The sequence below is a fragment of the Yinghuangia soli genome, assembly GCF_021502675.1.
GTDB lineage: Bacteria > Actinomycetota > Actinomycetes > Streptomycetales > Streptomycetaceae > Yinghuangia > Yinghuangia soli.
This window is the reverse complement of sequence record NZ_JAKFHA010000018.1, coordinates 23,754-38,773: the sequence shown is the minus strand read 5'-3', so window position 1 is coordinate 38,773 and position 15,020 is coordinate 23,754. Positions and strand designations below refer to the sequence as shown.

Annotated in this window: 14 protein-coding genes; 9 read left to right on the top strand and 5 right to left on the bottom strand. The window is 73.2% G+C overall.

Annotation, left to right across the window (positions count from 1 at the left end):
* Positions 1-80: 80 nt before the first annotated feature.
* Positions 81-1,004 carry a pirin family protein gene (locus LZ495_RS26380; RefSeq protein WP_235055388.1) on the bottom strand — a complete coding sequence of 308 codons (924 nt, stop codon included), beginning with the start codon at positions 1,002-1,004 and terminating at the stop codon, positions 81-83.
* Between the two features lie 164 nt (positions 1,005-1,168).
* On the opposite strand from LZ495_RS26380, the gene LZ495_RS26375 reads away from it, so the two are divergent.
* Together LZ495_RS26375 and LZ495_RS26370 are read left to right on the top strand one after the other, a co-directional pair.
* Positions 1,169-2,908 (top strand): alpha/beta hydrolase, encoded by a 1,740-nt coding sequence (locus LZ495_RS26375; protein ID WP_235055387.1) that lies wholly within the window; start codon positions 1,169-1,171, stop codon positions 2,906-2,908.
* Positions 2,909-3,013: 105 nt separating this feature from the next.
* Positions 3,014-3,478, top strand: coding sequence for a hypothetical protein (locus tag LZ495_RS26370; RefSeq protein ID WP_235055386.1), 465 nt, complete (start codon positions 3,014-3,016; stop codon positions 3,476-3,478).
* Positions 3,479-3,537: 59 nt separating this feature from the next.
* Here the strand turns inward: LZ495_RS26370 and LZ495_RS26365 are convergent, their stop codons facing one another.
* Complete coding sequence (locus LZ495_RS26365) at positions 3,538-3,690, bottom strand: hypothetical protein (RefSeq protein ID WP_235055385.1); 153 nt, start codon at positions 3,688-3,690, stop codon at positions 3,538-3,540.
* A 112-nt stretch (positions 3,691-3,802) separates the two neighbouring features.
* Between LZ495_RS26365 and LZ495_RS26360 the strand changes: the two genes are divergently transcribed.
* Entirely contained in the window at positions 3,803-4,657 is an 855-nt protein-coding gene (locus LZ495_RS26360; RefSeq protein WP_235055384.1) for a hypothetical protein, read from the top strand.
* Between the two features lie 502 nt (positions 4,658-5,159).
* Here the strand turns inward: LZ495_RS26360 and LZ495_RS26355 are convergent.
* Positions 5,160-5,840, bottom strand: a complete 681-nt coding sequence (locus LZ495_RS26355; RefSeq protein WP_235055383.1) for an NAD(P)-dependent oxidoreductase — start codon at positions 5,838-5,840, stop codon at positions 5,160-5,162.
* 258 nt (positions 5,841-6,098) lie between these two features.
* On the opposite strand from LZ495_RS26355, the gene LZ495_RS26350 reads away from it, so the two are divergent.
* The 3 genes from LZ495_RS26350 to LZ495_RS26340 all read left to right on the top strand — a co-directional run bounded on the left by LZ495_RS26350 (position 6,099) and on the right by LZ495_RS26340 (position 9,293).
* Positions 6,099-7,166: a LolA-like protein gene (locus LZ495_RS26350; RefSeq protein WP_235055382.1), complete on the top strand. Its 1,068-nt coding sequence runs from the start codon at positions 6,099-6,101 to the stop codon at positions 7,164-7,166.
* Between the two features lie 22 nt (positions 7,167-7,188).
* Positions 7,189-7,677: a winged helix-turn-helix transcriptional regulator gene (locus LZ495_RS26345; RefSeq protein ID WP_308268647.1), complete on the top strand. Its 489-nt coding sequence runs from the start codon at positions 7,189-7,191 to the stop codon at positions 7,675-7,677.
* A gap of 302 nt (positions 7,678-7,979) precedes the next feature.
* Positions 7,980-9,293: a vWA domain-containing protein gene (locus LZ495_RS26340; RefSeq protein WP_235055381.1), complete on the top strand. Its 1,314-nt coding sequence runs from the start codon at positions 7,980-7,982 to the stop codon at positions 9,291-9,293.
* A gap of 27 nt (positions 9,294-9,320) precedes the next feature.
* On the opposite strand, the gene LZ495_RS26335 is transcribed toward LZ495_RS26340, so the two are convergent.
* Both LZ495_RS26335 and LZ495_RS26330 read right to left on the bottom strand, forming a co-directional pair.
* Positions 9,321-10,199, bottom strand: coding sequence for a hypothetical protein (locus LZ495_RS26335; protein ID WP_235055380.1), 879 nt, complete (start codon positions 10,197-10,199; stop codon positions 9,321-9,323).
* Between the two features lie 198 nt (positions 10,200-10,397).
* Positions 10,398-11,918, bottom strand: coding sequence for a DNA-3-methyladenine glycosylase 2 (locus LZ495_RS26330; RefSeq protein WP_235055379.1), 1,521 nt, complete (start codon positions 11,916-11,918; stop codon positions 10,398-10,400).
* A 390-nt stretch (positions 11,919-12,308) separates the two neighbouring features.
* Between LZ495_RS26330 and LZ495_RS26325 the strand changes: the two genes are divergently transcribed.
* The 3 genes from LZ495_RS26325 to LZ495_RS26315 all read left to right on the top strand — a co-directional run bounded on the left by LZ495_RS26325 (position 12,309) and on the right by LZ495_RS26315 (position 15,007).
* Positions 12,309-12,611, top strand: coding sequence for a hypothetical protein (locus LZ495_RS26325; protein ID WP_235055378.1), 303 nt, complete (start codon positions 12,309-12,311; stop codon positions 12,609-12,611).
* 111 nt (positions 12,612-12,722) lie between these two features.
* Complete coding sequence (locus LZ495_RS26320) at positions 12,723-13,889, top strand: hypothetical protein (protein WP_235055507.1); 1,167 nt, start codon at positions 12,723-12,725, stop codon at positions 13,887-13,889.
* Positions 13,890-13,936: 47 nt separating this feature from the next.
* Positions 13,937-15,007 (top strand): hypothetical protein, encoded by a 1,071-nt coding sequence (locus tag LZ495_RS26315; protein WP_235055377.1) that lies wholly within the window; start codon positions 13,937-13,939, stop codon positions 15,005-15,007.
* The last annotated feature ends 13 nt before the right edge of the window (positions 15,008-15,020 follow it).

Genomic DNA, 15,020 nt, shown 5'->3' with positions numbered 1-15,020 from the left:
GAGCGGGTGCTCAAATCGACCGTAGACGATTTTGAGCACCCGCTCAACCATGACCTCGGGGCGATCCTCCGCCCCGCGCGTCAGTCGGCCGGGATCTCGCCGAAGGCGCCGGACTGGACGTCCGCGACGGCCTGCTCCAGTTCGCGGCGGGTGTTCATGACGAACGGGCCGTAGTGCGCGACCGGTTCGCGGACCGGGCGGCCGGTCCACAGCACGAAGCGCAGGTCCTGCGCCTGGTCCGGGTCGGCGGTGACCGCGAGCACGCCGTCGACCGGCGCCCCGTCCGCCCCTTCCCCATCCGCACCTGCCCCGGTATCCGCGGGGGTGCGGGGCGACGGGGCGAGGTGGACGACCTGTCCTGCGCGGGCCGGGGTGGCGTCCGGACCGAAGGTGCCGGAGCCGGCCAGTACGTACACGAAGCCGTCCTGGTCGGACGGGATTTCCTGGGCGTACGAGGCACCCGGGCGGACCGTCGCGTCGGCCATGGTGACCGGGACGACGTTGACCGCGGGGCCGACGGCGTCGCCGGAGCGGCCGGAGAAGACGCGTACCGCGACGCCGTCCTCGCGGCGTACGGGCATCGCGTCGGCGCGCAGGTCCTGGTAGCGCGGCTCGTCCATCTTGTGCGCGGCCGGGAGGTTGACCCACAGCTGCAGGAGGTGGACGGGTTCGCCGCGGTAGGCCTTCTCGGCATGGAAGAGGCCGCGTCCGGCGGTCATCCACTGGACGTCGCCGGGGCCCAGGACGCCGTGTCCGCCGCGGTTGTCGCGATGCTCGGCCCGGCCTTCCAGGACGAGGGTGACGGTCTCCTGGCCGCGGTGCGGGTGCCAGTCGAAGCCGACCGTGCTGAACCAGTCCTCGGCGAGGAACAGGAACGGGTCGTGCCGGGTCGGGCGGCCCGGCTCGAGGACCATCGCCTTGTCGTCGACCTGCGCGTCGCCGCCGAGCATGCGGCGGTCGGTCACGGCGGCCACGCGGCGTGCGGTCGGGGTCTGCGCGGTCATCCCACACCTCCAAGATTTGGTTGAACGGTCAACATAACTGTGGGGCGGGGCTCCCTATTCCGGCGGGGCGGGGGCCGGTCGGCGGGCCGTCGGCCCTCGTCCGACTGTCCGGAAAACGCCCCTTGCGTCGTCGCAGCACGCCTCAGGTGATACCCCTTGGGCCCGTGAATCCCTCCCGCTCCGCCGCGCACCGACCGTCGCCCACGCCGCCGATACCGCAGCTCCGGCCTCTCCAGCCGCCGCAGCCGCAGGCCCCGGCGGCCGCCCCGCGCGGACGCACCGCCCGACGGAGACACGGGATCCCGGCCCTGCTCGCCCCTGCGATCGCACTCGCGGTCCTGGCCGCCGGCTGCACCTCCGACGACGGCCCCGACACCGCCAAGGGCGGCAACACCAGCGCCGCCCCCGGCACTTCAGGCGCCCCGGGCACCCCGCCCGGGAACGGAACCGGGACCGGCACCGGGAACCCGCCGCCCGCCGGCACGGCGTACGGCCAGGACAACCCCGCACTCAAGGACTTCTACGCCCAGAAACTCCAGTGGCAGCCCTGCCCCTCGAGCGGTTCGGCCGCCCCCGTCCTGCAGTGCGCCGCGCTCCAGGTCCCCCTCGACTACGCCGCCCCGACCGGCAAGACCATCCGCCTCGCCGTTTACCGCGCCCCCGCGACCGGCGCGCCGTCCGCCCGGATCGGCAGCCTCGCGGTCAACCCCGGCGGCCCCGGCAGCGGCGTCGGCGGCCTGGTCGAGCGCATCGCCGGCAATCAGCCCAAACTGGCCGAGCGCTACGACATCGTCGGCTTCGACCCGCGCGGCTCGGGCCGCAGCAGCCGCATCGTGTGCGCCGACGGGCCGCTCATGGACCGCCTCCAGTCCATCGACCCGACCCCCGCCGACGCCGCCGAGGTCGCCTCCGCGGCCGGCGTCCTCAAGGAATTCGGCCAGGGCTGCGCGTCCCGCATGGGCGACCTCCTCCCGCACATCGGCACCGCCACCGCCATCGACGACATGGACGTCTTCCGCGCCGCGCTCGGCGAGGACAAGCTCAACTACCTCGGCATGTCGTACGGCACCCGGCTCGGCAGCCACTACGCCGAACGCCACCCCTCCCACGTCGGACGCTTCGTCCTCGACGGCCTCGTCGACTCCTCCGTCGACCGCATCACCATGGCCCGCGAACAGGCCGAGGCATTCGACCTGGCGTTCCGCGCCTTCGCCGCCGACTGCCTGCAACTCGCCGACTGCCCCTTCACCGGCACCGTCGCCGACGCCACCGTCCGCATGCGCCGCGCCCTCGACGAACTGGACCGCAATCCCGCCAAGATCGGCGTCCGCCGCCTCGACGAAGGCATGGCCGCCAGCGTCATCGGCAGCTACCTCTACAGCCGATCGGCGTGGGAGCCGCTGCGCATCCTCATCGGTTCGCTCTTCACCGGCAGCCCACGCCCCCTGCTCGACGCCTTCGACTCCTACGCCGACCGCGGCCGCGACGGCGCGTACCGGGACTCCACCCTCCCCGGCTACTTCGAGATCAGCTGCGCCGACGGCCAGACCCTCACCGCCGCCGAAGCCGCCGACCTCACCCGCGACATCATGGCCACCGCCCCTGTCCTCGGCCCCGGCGTCGTCTGGAGTTGGGCCGCCGACTGCCCCGCCCCCGGCCCGGACCGCGCCCGCCCCATCGCCGGCGCCGACCTCCCCGGCATGCTCCTCATCAGCACTACCCGCGACCCGGCTACCCCCCACGTCAACGCCCCGCGCGTCGCCGCCCAACTCCCCAAGTCGGTCCTGGTCACCTACGACGGCGACGGCCACGTCGCCTTCGGCGGCCCGGCCTGCGTCGACGGCGCGGTCGTCACCTTCCTGACCACCGGCAAACTCCCGGCGGCGCCGCTGACCTGCTCCTGAGACCCCTGCTCCTGGGCCCTGCGCGGCGAACCTCCAGCCGTGGCGTGTCGCCCTGCGTGGCCAGGATCCGTTGCCCTTGGTCATGAACAAGGAAAGGGCACCACCGTGGGCGCCTCCGGCTGGAGCTACACCACCCCGTACGTCGACGACCCCGCGACGTCGCTGAGACTGCTGCGCGAGCAGACGTTCGCCGCGTACGACTTCAGCGACGTCGAGGAATGGGGATGCCCGGTGCCCGCGTCGCTCGACGATCTGTACGACCAGGTGTACGGCGAGTACCTCGGCACCGAAGGCACCCATTCGATCCTCGACGTCGACACGTTCCTCGCCGAGGACGCGGCGCCCAACATCCGCTTCGGGGACCACGGCGTACTGCGCCTGTGGCCGAAGGCCAAGGTCACCGAGGTGTTCGGCACCGGCGAGCCCACGGGTGCGGACGTCGAAGCGTTCGACTTCCTGGAGCTCTCCGCCGCGGACCCGAGCCTCACCAAGTGGAACGGCCGCTGCATCGTGCTCTACCGGGACGGCCACCCGCACGAGCTGTTCATCTGGGGCCGGTCCGGCGACTGACCGCGGCGACGGCGGCAAGGCCGGCCTGGATCGTCGGCCTTGCCGGTGCCGGCGGCGTCTCAAGTGACTTCGTAAAACCGGCGGACGTGCCGGAGCTCGCCGGACTGCAGGTCTTCGTCGCGGATCCAGAAGGCGACGTTGACGATCTCCGCCCACTCGGTGCCGGCCTCGGACTCCAGCTGCAGCTGAAGCCGGCGCGGCCCGCCCGGCAATCCGCTGGTGGACTCTGCGACTCGCCCCGGCCGCGACGGGAGAACGGGACGGGCCTGCCCGGACGGCAGTGCCGCTGCGCAGGGCCCGGCCCGTACCTGCGATCGTGGCCGGGTGACCGATCACTCCGGCGTGCCCGCCCGGCTCGCCCGCCCCGCCGGCCTCGACAGCACAGGACCGTCCGACGACTTCGCCGTGCTCTGGCCGCGAGCCGCGTCCACTGAGACGGCGTGGCTGGAAGAGCTGGCGGGCAGCGGAGTCACCGGCTTCATGCCGCCGCCGATGCCGGACGCTGCCTGGGTCCTGAACGCGATGTACGAGCATGAGAGCGGGCCGACCGACGCGACCTACGACGATCTGCACCGCGCGCGGGTCGCGGAAGGCCTCGTCCCGACGCGCATGATCGGCGACATGGACCTGAACACCATCGGCACCGCGACCGGCGGCGGCCTGGGCCGCGCCGAGCATCCCGGTCCCGGGTGGCGACGGCTCCGGTGGGCGGAACTCGCCGGCCGGGTCGGCGATCCGGTGGTGCCCGAGGGCATGCTGCCGTGCTTCCGCTGCTTCCCGTCCGCGAAGATCGCCAGTAGTTGGCCGCTCGGCATCCGGCCGCCCACCGAGGGAAGCATGGACCGTGCGACGTGGAACCGCGTCACCGCCGTGCTCGCGGAGAACTCGCCGGACGGAGCGGACACCCGCTGCCTGGCGTACTACAACCCCCTGATGCTGGGCTGCGAGGACTTCGACGACCTGCACGTACGCGCGGGACGGCTCGGCGACGCGGCAATCCTGTACGACACTCCCGACGCCGACTTCAGTCCGTCGAACCTCTGGGCCCAGGACCGCTCGTGGGTGCTCTGCACCGACTACGACCTCTGGGGCACCAAGATCGCCGGCCCGTCCGCCCTTATCGAGGCGCTCCTGTCCGACCCCGAACTCGAATCCGTCCGCCTCCCCTGGGCCCGCTGAGGCGAATTCGGCCGGGAATCATGCACATTGGATCGCCCGTATCACGGGCATTGCCCGGGTCCGTGTGCCCATGAAGCCGCGGCCGCGCCGCGTCAGGCGACGTACTGAGGCAGCCGATGCCCCCGTACCAGGCGGACGTCAGGCCCGAACCGGGCAGGCAGCAGAGCTCGTACGAGCCTTGCCGATGAACGAGACGATGCCCCGGCAACCACACTGAAAGGCCAGCTTCGACCGCTTCAATCGGCGGCCCGACTAGGACGTCCTTCCGACGATGACCTGGGCATGCGTCTGCCATCGCCCGCGACCACGCGGGCGATGGCAGACGCGTACTCCGAGGGTCGGCTGGCCGCCGCGTACTCCGAGGGTCGGCCGATCAGCTCGGAGCACCGTCGCTCTGGAACAGCGGGGCTGCACCGTACCTGTCGTCGTGGACTTCGCCGTCGGCCACCCCGCCCCGCGAACGCAGTAGTACGACATGGGGCACGGCAACTTCGACAGCGGGTCAGTACGCGACGGCCGCCAGCATGCGGTGGTGCTCGGGCTTCTCGGCCTCGTCGACCAGCGCCGCTGCCAGGTCCGCGTACGCGAACGGCGGGGTGCCGTCCGGCTCCGGGAGCAGGCGGTGGTCGCCGATGCGGTACGTGCGGGTGCCGGGAGCGGTGTCGTCGAGCATCACCGGGGGCGGGGCGAGCACCAGCCAGTCCAGGTCGGCGTCCGCGGCGCGCAGGACGTCCAGTTCGGCGGTGTGGCCCAGGGAGAAGGCGCGGTTGGCGGGAGGGAAGTCCGGGGCATCGTGAACCGCGACGCCCGGGGCGACCTCGAGCGTCGTCCCGATGCCGACCAGCACAAGCCGCGCCACGCCCGCTTCGCGCAGCCCGGCGATCAGCGCCCGGGCCGCCGCGGGGAAGAACTCCACGGACGGGACGTCCAGGCGGGCGGCCGCGTTGACGACGGCATCGTGCCCGGCGGCCGCCGCGGCCACCGACGCGGCGTCGGTCACGTCCCCTGCGACCACGGCCACCGTGCCGCCGCCGCTTGCGCCGGTCGTGGCGAGTGCGGCGAGGCCCGTGTGCTGCGCCGGGTTGCGGACCACCGCGGTCACTTGATGGCCTCGGGACGCCGCCTCCGCGACCGTCCTGCGCCCCGCGCGCCCGCCTGCTCCGAACACTGCGATCTTGCCCATGCCGGTTGCTCCGTCCGAGATCCACCGGGCGGCAGGACCGCCGACCGGACCTCGGACGCTACGTGCGGGGGTGCCGGTTACCGCAACGATACCGACGTACCGGGACCTCCGCGGGCCGCGTGACGCCGCGCCGAACATCCTTACTGGACAAGGGAGATCGCGCATCGGTACGCCGAAAAGAGGTTGACCTGCCGGTTAGCGTTCTGGCTGGCCGACCGCTCGGTCGGCCAGCCAGAACGACACGGAGGACCCGCACACGTGCGATCACGACCGCAGCACAGCCGGAGACCCCTGGCCGGACGGGCCACGACTGTGGTCGCGGCCTGCCTCGCGGCTGTTGTGCTCGGGGCGGCCGCTTGCCGGAACGACGGCGGCACAGGCTCCGCACCGGACGCAGCGGCCGGCGGCACCGACGTGTTGCAGGTGCTGCGCGCCGCGAAGGACGCCACGGCAGCGGCACGGACCGTCTCGGGCAAAGGCGTGCTCGGTATTGGCGAAGGCCCTGCGGACAAGAGGGTGGACGCGGCGTTCGCGTACGGCCCGTCGCCGGCCCTACGGTCCACGGAGGTCGCCCCGGCGGGAGCGAATGCAGGCGCAGAGCTTCCCTTGTTCGAGTACCTCGCCACGGAATCCCGCCTCTACATGCGCGTCCTCGACGGCGGCGACATGCCCGGCGCCGACCAGATGTCGGACGATGCGCTGTCGCTGTGGACGAGCCTGCCTCCGTCCGGAGTCCTCGACATACCCGACGGACCTGACGGCCTTGGGATCGACCCTGGCGACCGCCCGCCGCTGTCGGCCGCCCCCGACGCCCACCTTGCCCTGCTCGACCCGCTGACCGGGCTCGCCGTCCTGGCCGCCGCGCCCGACGCCCGGCGCATCGGCAGCGAGAAGATCGACGGCAAGGACGCCGTGCACTACCAGGGCGTCTTCCCGGCCTCCGCGCTCGCCTCCGCGACCGCCGCCTCGCTCGGCCTGACGGAGAGCCAGTTCCAGCGCCTCGCGACCGACTTCCGCGACAACCGGCCGACGTCGATCCAGGTCGACATCTGGCTCGGCCCGGACCGGCTGCCGGTCAGGCAGGACGTGGCGAGCCGGTACGACCCCGCTGCCGACCGTACGACCCCTCCGGCAACCGAATCGACCGACACCGACCCGGGCTCCGGCTCCGACCCGGGCTCCGACCCCGGAAGCGAGTCCGGGACCGGAACCGGGTCTCTGGACCCGCCGGCGCCGCTCGCCTTCACCGTCTCCATCACGTACAGCGGCTGGCGCAAGCCCGTGGACGTCGCCGAGCCGCCTGCCGAGCAGCTCCGCAACGGATAGTCCGAACGGGTAGCGTCGGGGCATGCCGTCCGCAGACACCGACCTCGCCGCCCGCCAGGAGACCGACGCGTCCGCGATCGCCGCCGCCGGAACGGCTTCCGGCGCGGCGCCTCGCGGGCTGCCGCCGCTGCGTGCCGACATGTTCGCCGAGGGGTGCCCGAGCAGCGCCGTCCCGATCCGGATCGGCGAGAAGTGGGCCGGCATGGTCCTGGTCTGCCTGGCCGACGGGCCGCGCCGCTTCTCCGAGTTGAAGGTGCCGCTGCGCGGCGTCACGCCCAAGGTGCTCACCGAGACCCTGCGCGCCCTCGAGCGGGACGGCATGATCACGCGCACCGCGTACGACGAGATGCCGCCGCGTGTGGAGTACGCGCTGACCGACCTCGGCCGCTCGCTGTTCGCGATGATGCACGCCTGCCGTGAATGGGCCGAAGCGAACCTGCCCGACGTCCTCGCGGCACGGGAGGCCTACCTCGACGCGCAGGCCGAGGCCCGTACCCGCGACGCGGGCTGAGGCCAGGGATCACAAGGCCTCGCCGGGCGGTGCGTGGCGTCCGGTCAGTCCCACCAGCGCGCTGGTCAATGCGAGGGCGGCGAGGACGCGCCGGGTGTTGTTCATGCCACGCAAATGATCGTCAAGGCCTCGGGGCACACGTCCTCGTTCAACCGCTGAAGGCCGTCCCTGCTCCGGCCCCTCGAACCGGTATCGAGGGTGCCTGGACCGCGTCTGGGACAACCGGATCGCGGCGGCCGGTGACGAGGTCCCGCTTCGGCTTCACCGGCGCCGCGATCCGGTTCACGGCCACACTGCTGTGCATGACGACCCTCACCGCCGGGGCCAATGTCCCGGTCCCCGCCGGGAACCTCACCCTTGTGGTCCGCTGGGCCGCGGACCCGCATCCGCACGGCGGCCCGGCCGTCGACGCCTCCGCACTCCTTGTCACCGCCGCCGGACGGGTGCGCACCGACGACGACTTCGTCTCGTGCAACCGTCCCCAGGCCGCGGGCGGAGCCGTCGCGCACCACGCAGGGCAGGCCGGCACCGAGTACCTGACGGTGCGTCCGGACGCGCTGCCGGGCGACATCGACCGCCTGGTGGTCGCCGCCTCGGTGCGCAGCGGCACCTTCGGCTCAGTCGTGGGGCTCGCGCTGGACCTGGTGGACGCGTCGGGCACGCCGGTGGCGACGTACCCGGTCGGGGCGCGTGGCACGGAGGCCGTGCTGGTGCTGGGCGAGCTCTATCGCCGCCAGGGCGGCTGGAAGCTGCGCGCCATCGGACAGGGCTACGACTCGGGCCTCGCCGGGCTGGCGACCGACTACGGCGTGACGATCGGCGATGGAGAGCCGCGAGCCGAGCACCCGGCCGCACCCGGCGACGCGGACACCGCGGGACTGCCGCCGCAGATGGGCGCGATGGTGTCGCCGCGCAAGGAGACGGTCCAGCTCACGCTGGAGAAGAAAGGCATCGGCGGGGTGCGGGCCCGCGTCGCCGTGGTGCTGGACCGATCAGGCTCGATGAAGAACCTGTATGGGGAGGGCACGGTCGGGCGGCTCATCGAGCGCATGGCGCCGGTGGCGGCCAAGCTCGACTCGGACGGGTCGCTGGATGCGTGGATCTTCGCTGATCGATTCGCTCGCCTTCCGTCGGTGCGGGTGCCCGACCTGGCCCGCTGGATCGAGACGCATGTGTACATCTCCTCCAAGGGCAGGCAGTTGCCGCCGCTGCCTGGCGGCGGCGAGCGCCACCCGGACGACCTCGCGCACGTGTTCGGGGGAAACAACGAGCCGCCGGTGATCCGCGACATCATTGACTACTACTCCGCCCACCCTGGCGACCCGGTTCTGGTCCTGTTCTTCTCTGACGGCGGCATCACGAAGGGCACCAAGATCGGCGCGCACCTCAAGTCGGCGTCCGTACTGCCGATCTTCTGGCAGTTCGTCGGCCTCGGTAACGCCGACTACGGGGTTCTGGAGCGGTTCGACACACTGCGCGGGCGCGCGGTGGACAACGCCGGGTTCTTCAGCGTCGACGACGTCGACCAGGTGGGCGACGCCGAGCTGTACGACCGGCTCTTGGGCGAGTTCCCGCACTGGCTGGCCGCCGCACGTGCCTGCGGCATCGTCCGGTGAGTGTGCAGCTGCCGGCGGTTCCGATCCTCATGCGGGCGCGAGGCGCCAGGTGCCGGTGGGCACGTGCAGGGTCGCGATGTGGGCGGGTTCCGTGGGGAGTTCCTCGCTCAGACGCCACGACTCCGACACGGCCGTGAGGTGGACGGCGACGGTGGTCTCGGTGCGCGGGCCGAGGACACCGATCCAGTACGGGCTGTCCGCGATCAGCTGTGCGGGCAGTTCGGGGGCGGGTTCGGGGACCTCGATCGGCGCTGGGGCCTCGACACGGTCCGCCGCCCGCAGGCCCAGCAGCGCCGAGCCGACGAGCAGTGCAAGCAGGCGGCCCAACACTGCGCCGGGGAAGCCGGGAACGGTGGACTCGACGAGCAGGTAGCAGTCGTCGTGGCCGGAGAAGCGCAGGCTCGTCCCGTCCAGGGCCGGTACGAGCGGCTCGGGGTAGGAGGTCGTCCCGATGGCCAGGGCGAGTTCGTCGAGCCGAGCCGGCGACGGCGGGCCCGGTAGGTCGATGAACCCCAGCCCGTACGGCGACCAGTCGTCGGCGAGAAGCCGGCCCAGGTCGTCGCGGTGCAGCACCAGGAGGTCGGTGCCGAGGCCGACACCGCCGGCCGCCCACGCGGGCATCGGGTGGACGGTGCCCGCGACTCCGTACTCGGCCAGGACCCGCGACAGCGGCCACGGCGTGTTGTCCTCGTCGTAGAACGCAGTCGTCTCCATGGAGTGGATCAGGACCGTGTCGTTCGCCATGCCGCGCGCCAGGACATCGGCGATGTCGGCTGCCCGGGCGGCGGTGCCGGTGACCAGCCACGCGCCCGCCTGCTCCCGCACGCTGAAGGACAACGGGAACGAGCGGCCCGCCTGGCCGGCCTTGTGGACACCGAACGCCGCATCGGGTCCGACTGCCACCATGGCCCGCCCTCCTCCCCGGCCGGCGCCGCACACTCTGCCCTGGCAACGGAGGTGCCCCGGATCAGCGGCAGGCCATCATTGCGTCCGCTCGGCCCGGCGCGCCGAGCGGGTACCTCGGTGCGTACGTGTGCCGGAACGAGCAGGACCGGAACTAGCGGGACCGCGCAGGGCTACGCGGCCCTGGCCTCCAGGCTGCGGTCAGCCGCCCGATGCGCCGCCCTGGATGTCGGACAGGTGCGTCCACAAGTGCATCGCGGCGTACGCGCGCCACGGGCGCCAGGCCTCGGCGCGTTCGGCGACCGCGGCCGGGCTGTCGTCGGCGCCCAGGGCGCGCAGGGCGTGGCGGACGCCCAGGTCGGTGAGCGGTACGGCGTCGGGGTCGCCGAGGGCGCGCATCGCGATGTACGACGCGGTCCACGGGCCGATCCCGGGCAGGGCGAGCAGGCCGCGCTCGGTCTCCTCGCGGTCGGCGCCCGCGTCCAGGACGACCGTGCCGTTCGCGACCGCCGCCGCGACCGCGCGCAGGGCCTTGGCGCGGGCGCCAGTCAGGCCGATGCCCGCCAGGTCGTCCTCGGCCACCTGCGCGGCGCTCGGGAACATGTGGGTGAGCGTGCCGTCGGGTGCAGCGAGGGGGCAGCCGACCTTGCGGACCAGGCGCTCGGCGAGAGTCCGCGCGCCCTTCACCGTGACCTGCTGCCCGAGGACTGCGCGTACGGCCAGTTCGAAGCCGTCGACGTGCCCGGGGACGCGCAGGCCGGGCCGCTTGGCGACCAGCGGGCCCAGCAGCTCGTCGGCGCCCAGCACTTCGTCCACGCCTTGCGGGTCCGCGTCCAGGTCGAACAGGCGGCGGCAGCGCTGCACCGCCGCGGTCAGGTCGCGCAGGTCCTCCAGGCGCAGCCGCAGCGTCGCGAAGCCCGAATCCGGGTGCGGGGTCAGCGTCATGGTGCCGGTGCGGCGCGGCAGGCGCAGGCTCCGCCGGTACGACAGCGCCTCCCCGGCCCCGCCCGGCGCGTCCGAGGTCCGCGCGTACGCGACCTCCTCGACGCCGCCGATCGCCCGCGCGCCCAGGAACTCCAGGATCGCGTCGTGCGCGAACGGGCGCCGGTGCTGCAGGCGCAGCACGATGTCGCCCTCGCCGTCCGCCCCCGGCCCGGTCGGGCGCCGCCGGCGCCGCAGCTCGGTCGGGGCGCATCCGAACGCCTCGGCCATCGACTCGTTGAACTGCCGCACGCTCGAGTAGCCCGCGGCGAACGCGATCTGCGTGACCGGCAGGTCGGTGGCCTCGAGCAGCATGCGGGCGGTCTGCGCGCGGCGCATGCGGGCGAGCGCGAGGGGCCCGGTGCCGACCTCGCCGACCATCTGCCGGTGCAGGTGCCGCTCCGAGACGGCCAGACGCCGCGCCAGGGCCGTCACGCCGCCCTCGTCCACCACGCCGTCCGCGATCAGGCGCAGCGCCCGGCCGACCAGGTCCGCACGGATGTCCCAGTCCGGGGAGCCCGGGCTGGCCTCGGGGCGGCAGCGCTTGCAGGCCCGGAACCCGGCGGCCTGCGCGGCCGCGGCGGTGGTGTAGAAGGACACGTTCTCGGGCTTGGGGGTGCGGGCCGGGCAGCTCGGACGGCAGTAGATGCCGGTGCTGGACACGGCCGTGTAGAAGCTCCCGTCGAAACGCGAGTCGCGGCTGCTGATCGCCTGATAGCGGGCGGTGAAGGTCTCGGGCACCCGTCCATCATGCGTCGTCCGCCCGACAAACGACTGGCGGATTTCGGACACGGCGGTGAGGGAGGAAGCGACGGGGAGGAAGCGACGGGGAGGAAGCGACGGGGAGGAAGCGACCAGGGGGTGGTGAGGGGACGTGGTCAGGGGGAGCCGACGTGGAGACGTCGCGGACAGGATGCGGGCACGGCGCGGGCGCGGCGTGCGATACGGCATGGATGGCATGGATACAGCGCGGATACGGCCGCGGGGGTGGCGACCGGGTCGTTGGATGGGGCCTCTACGCTGAGGCGCCCTCATCTTGCGTCAGTTCCGCGTCGGTCCGCTCCGGAGCACGTCATGCCTCGCCGCCCCTTTGCCGCGTCCGGTCACCGCGTCCCTGGCGGGCGCCCGGCCATGAGCGGCGGACTCCGGGACGCGGGTCCGAGCACGAGTCAGCGCACGGACCCGGACCCGGATCTGGCCCCGGATCCGGCCCCGGCTGCGGATTCGGAGTGCGACTCCGATCCGCTCATACGCGGTGTCGGGACGCTCAACGCGTTCGCCGGGCTCGGCTTCGTGGTCGCCCTGGTCGCCATGTGCGCCCTGCTGATCGGCGGGTTCCTGGTGTTCGTGAACGTGTTCGCCGCAGTCGGCGACCAGTCGGCGCCGGTCCCAGCCGGGCCCGCGGTCGTACGCGGCACCGGAACTACGCGGTAGGCCCGGAGCAGGCAACGGCGGAAAACCGGTTGGCCGTCCTGCCCCCGGGCGGGACAATCACGCGGCGGCCCTGCCCGGCCGCGTGGGGCGTCGGAGGGGGACCGCTTGGCCGTGTTCGTGTGTTCGGGATGCGGAGCGGAGCTCACCGCCGAGGTCGAACAGGTGGCGCTGCCCGCACACGCCGGGGGCCACAGCGGCTACGACGTGATGCCCCCGTCCCTGGAACCCAAGACGTACGCGGTGATCCCGGAACCCTCCGGATGGCCGTGGCGCCGCTGGGCGGACATCGAGAACGCGGACGAAGTCGCGGAGGCCCGCGGGATATTCGCACCCGTCGGGAGCCTCTCCTTCGCCGCCCCGGGAGCAGTTCTCATCGGCCCGGGCGACGCCGTCGGGACGGTGCTGATCCCGGACCGCTGCGACGGCAGCTGCTGCGGACTCGACGGACGAGACGGCCCCAACCTGGCCTGCACGCAGTGCGGCCGCCCGGTCGCGACCCTCACGGACGACTGCGGCTACTGGCGGGAAGCACGGTTCGAGGCAGACGCGGTACGGCGTCTCGGGGGCGACACCGAACCAGCCGACGAGGGCAAGGACGAGGACTGGGACGCGGTCGGCGACGGACACTTGGCCGACCCGGCCGGGACGGGACCCATCCGGCAGGAACGGCACGACCGCTGGTGCCCGCGCTGGGAGATGGCCGCCGGGTCGATGCTCGCGCACATCGCCGCCGCCTCGGGCGGCAGACCGGTGGACGTTCCGGACGGTCTGCTCGCGGCGATGTTCCGGCGGACGCTTGCGCGGCTGCTCCCGGCGCCGGGCTCACGCCAGGCGTACCGCCGTGACGTGAAGAGGCTGGCCGTGGTCGGCCCTGGTCGACCCGCCGACGTGCCCGGTGCCGGCAAGGGCGCGGCCGTCATCGCCCTGGTGCCCCGCCATCCCCGCACCGGACGGACCTGGCAGCCGCCCACCAGGACCGGCCTGCACGCCACCGTTCCGGTGGACACGGAGATCTGGCGGTTCCTCGCCTTCGCCCCGCCCGTACCCGCAACGTGGCGGAGCGCCCGCGGGACGGTGCGGGACGGTGTCGAGCGCGACCACCCGCTGCCGCAACGCCCGGCGTACCCCTTCCGGCCGTACGAGGACCCGTTCCTCGCAACCCTCGCCCGCCTGCCCCAAGTACGCGAACCCTGGCTCCGGGCTCGATACGACCGGCTGCGCCAACGCCGGACGTTCGAGGCCCTCGGTCTGTTGGACGACTTCGCCCTCACCCCCTGAGGAGGAACACCCCTGTGGCCGTGTTCGCGTGCGCAGCCTGCGGGACCGTGCTGACTGTCGACGTGGACGAGGTGGTGCTGCCCGTGTACGCCGGACATCTGTACGGCAACGGCGTCCTCTTGCCGCCCCTGCTGGGGCCCGGGACCTTCGCCGCCGACCCGGCTTCGGGCACGGTGGTCATACCGCCGGGTGCGGTCGCCGGAGCCGTGTTCATCCCGGAGCGCGCCGGAGGGTTCTGCTGCGGACTGGACGGGCGGGACGGCCCGAACCTCGCCTGCGCGGGATGCGGACAGCCCGTGGCGACCCGGGTGGACGACTGCTCGCTGTGGCAGGAAGTCCGGTTCGAGCCCGACGCGGTCCGGCACGTCCGGACCGCGCGCGACTCTCCGGCCGACGCCGGCGGCGCAAGCCTGCACTGGTCCTCGGTGGCCGACCCGAACGTGGACGACCTCCCCGGGCCGGCGTGGCACGCGGAACCCGGGGCGTGGTGTCCCCGCTGGGAGCTGAGCGCCGGGGCGGTCCTGGCGCACGTCGTAGCCGCTGCCGAAGGCAGGCCGGTGGGTGTTCCGGACGGGCTGCTCACCACGATGCTCGTCCCGGCTCTGCGGAACCTCGTCCCCGGGTCGGGATCAGTACCGGCGACGCCTGCGGCACCGGCCATGCCGGGTGCGCCGGGCCTGCGTGGCCCGGACGTACGGGCGGATGCACCGGTGGAGGTACCGTCCGCGCCGGATCTGCCGATACTGGCCGTCGCCGGTCCCGGTCTGCCGGACGCGGATCCCGGACCGCGCCGCCGCATCGACCTCGTGCCCCGCCACCCGCGCACCGGACAAGCGTGGCAACCGCCTTCCGGGGGCCGGGCCGTACCCGTGGAGACCGACGTCTGGCGGTACCTCGCGTTCGGACGCCACACCGCCATGCCGTGGTGGCCCGCGTCCGGGAACCTGCCGGACGGCGTGGCCCGCGACCATCCGCAACCGGCACGTCCGACACGGCCGTTCCGGCCCGGCTGGCAGGTGTTCCTCGCCACGTTCGCCCGTCTGCCCGAGGCACGCGAACCGCACCTGGCCGCGCTTGCCGAGCGGGTACGGCGGCGCCCGTACGCGTACTTCCCCTGAGGCGACCGCTCCT